Source organism: Streptomyces spiroverticillatus (assembly GCA_014650415.1).
In the GTDB taxonomy this organism is placed as follows: Bacteria; Actinomycetota; Actinomycetes; order Streptomycetales; family Streptomycetaceae; genus Streptomyces; species Streptomyces spiroverticillatus.
Genome location: BMUX01000054.1, coordinates 1 through 2,807 on the forward strand (window position 1 = coordinate 1; position 2,807 = coordinate 2,807).

Here is a 2,807-nt window from a genome sequence, read left to right on the forward strand (position 1 = left end):
TCATAAGCGGCGGTGAGGTCCTCGGTCAGGGGACGCATGGACCAGCCGTCGCCCGCGATGTGGTGCAGGACCAGCACCAGCAGGTGATCGGCCGGAGCGAGCGTGAACAGGGCCGCCCGCAAAGGGAGTTCGACCGCCAGGTCGAAGGGCAGGGCCGACAACTCCGCGATGCGTGCGCGGGCGGTGTCCTCGTCGCACTCGGCACGGTCCAACGGCACCAGCCCCGCACCCGCGGGCAACACCCTCTGGCACGGCTCACCACCAGCCTCCGGAAACACCGTCCGCAAGCTCTCGTGCCGCGCCACGACGTCATCCAGCGCCCTCTGGAGCACATCGGCGTCCACCGCCTCCCCCAACCGCAGCACCACCGGGATGTTGTAGGAGGCCCGCTCGGTCTCCTCCATGCGGTTCAGGAACCGCAGCCGGCGCTGGGCGAAGGAGAGCGGTACGCGTGCCGGGCGGGGCTCGGTGCGGCGCAGCGGCGGCAGTGCGGCGGCGGACAGGGCCCCCTCCAGCCGTGCCGCGAGCGCGGCCACCGTCGGCGCCTCGAACAGGTCGCCGACGCCGACCTCCACCCCGAGTTCGTTCCGTACCGACCCGACCAGCCGCATCGCCAGCAGTGAATGGCCGCCGCGCTCGAAGAAGTTGTCGTCGATCCCGACGTGCTCGACGGCGAGCGCGGTCGCGAACAGCCCGCACAACACCTCCTCGCGGGGGGTGCGCGGCGCACGCGACGCGGTAGCCCCGGTCGTGGCGTCCGGGACGGGCAGGGCCCGCCGGTCCAGCTTCCCGTTGGGGGTCAGCGGCAGCGTGCCGAGCACCACCACGGCGGCGGGAACCTGGTACGCGGGCAGGTGAACGGCAGCGTGCGCACGCAGCTCCGCCGCGTCCAGTGCCGCGTCCCCGGCAGGCACCACGTACGCCACCAGCCGCTGGTCACCGGGGCTGTCCTCGCGCAGCACCACCGCCGCCTGCGCCACGTCCGGGCGACCGGCGAAGTGCGCCTCGATCTCGGCCGGTTCGATCCGGAAGCCCCGCAGCTTCACCTGGTCGTCGGTACGGCCCAGGAACTCCAGCCGTCCCTCCCCCGCCTCGTCGTACCGCCAGCGCCCCAGGTCGCCGGTCTTGTACATCCGCCCGCCCGGCTCACCGAACGGGTCCGGCACGAAGCGCTCCGCCGTCAGCCCCGGACGCCCCAGATAGCCTCGGGCCAGCCCCGCGCCCGCGAGGAACAGTTCGCCGGGCACGCCCGGCGGGACCTGCTGCAGTGCGGCGTCCAGCACCTCGGCCCGCATGTTGTCCAGCGGTCGGCCGATCGGCACGGTGGTGCCGAGCAGGTCCCCGGCGGCGATCGCGTGCCGGGTGGCGAAGACGGTGGTCTCGGTCGGCCCGTACCCGTCGACCACCCGCAGCCCCGGATGGACGTCGAGCACCCGGCGCACAGCGGCGGCCGGAACCACGTCTCCGCCGGTCATCACCTCGCGCACGCCCGCCAGCGCCTGCGGCGCGTCCTCGGCGAGCAGCCGGAACAGTCCCGCCGTCAGCCACAGCGCGGTCACCCGGTGCTCGGCGATCAGCCGTCCGATGCGGTCGACGTCCAGGTCACCGGCGGGTGCCACCACGACCTCTCCGCCGCTCAGCAGCGGCACCCACATCTCGTAGGTGGCCGCGTCGAAGGCCATCGGGGAGTGCAGCAGCACCCGCGCGTGGTGGCCGTCGCGCCGCCACCATCGGTCGTGGGCCAGCGCGGCCACGTCGGCGTGGGTGACGGCGACGCCCTTGGGGCGGCCGGTGGAGCCGGAGGTGTACATCACGTAGGCCAGCTGCTCCGGGTGGACGTCGGGCAGCGGGACATGAGCGTCCGCGCCGTCGGCCGACACGTCCACCACCCGCACGCCCGCCGCCGCCCGCGCCCGGACGAACGGCAGGTCCCGGGTGGCGGCGTCCACCAGGAGCAGGTCCGCCCCGGTGTCGGCCAGCACCAGCGCCATCCGCTCGTCGGGCCAGTTCTCGGACAGCGGTACGTACGCGCCGCCCGCCCGCACCACGGCCAGCGTGCTCACCACGAGGTCCGCCGAGCGCCGCTGGAGCAGGGCGATCCTGCGTTCACCGCCCGCCCCGAGGGCCACCAGACGGCGGGCGAGACGGTCGGTGGCGGCGTCGAGCTGCGCGTAGGTGAGGGCGCCGGTGTCGCTGACGACGGCGGTCGCGCCGGGGGTACGGGCAACCTGGGCGGCGAACAGCCGGGACAGGCCGACGGCAGGAAGCGGGTGAACGTCTCCGGCGGCCAGCGCAGCCAGTTCGGCCCGGCCGTCCGCGCCCAACAGGTCGATGTCGTGCAGGGGGGTGTCGGGGTGGGTGGCGGCGCTGTACAGGACGCGCTGGAACTGATCGGCGAGACGGGCGACGGTGGCGGGCTCGAAAAGGTCGGCCGCGTACTCGACGGTGACGGTCAGCCCGTCGGGCGTGCCGTCCCCGGCGTGCTGCTCGGTGACCGTGAACGACAGGTCGAACTTCGCCGCGCCGTCGAACTCGACGTCCTCACCGGTGAGTTCGGCGGTGGCGGTGGACGTGTTGTTGAGGGTCAGGGCGGTCTGGAAGAGGGGGTGGCGGTGCGGGGTGCGGGCGGGGTTGAGGGCCTCGACCAGCCGCTCGAAGGGCAGGTCCTGGTGCGACAGGGCACTCAGACCCACGTCACGGGTACGGCGCAGCAGCTCCGTGTGGGTGGGATTGCCCGAGGTGTCGGTACGCAGCACCAGCGTGTTCACGAAGAACCCGACCAGCCGGTCCAGGTCCGGATGCGGACG

General features: G+C 73.6%; 1 protein-coding gene. It reads right to left on the reverse strand.

Annotated features, from left to right (window positions below):
* On the reverse strand, positions 1-2,807 hold a 2,807-nt coding region (locus tag IE269_RS42580; RefSeq protein WP_189828748.1), incomplete at both ends, for a non-ribosomal peptide synthetase.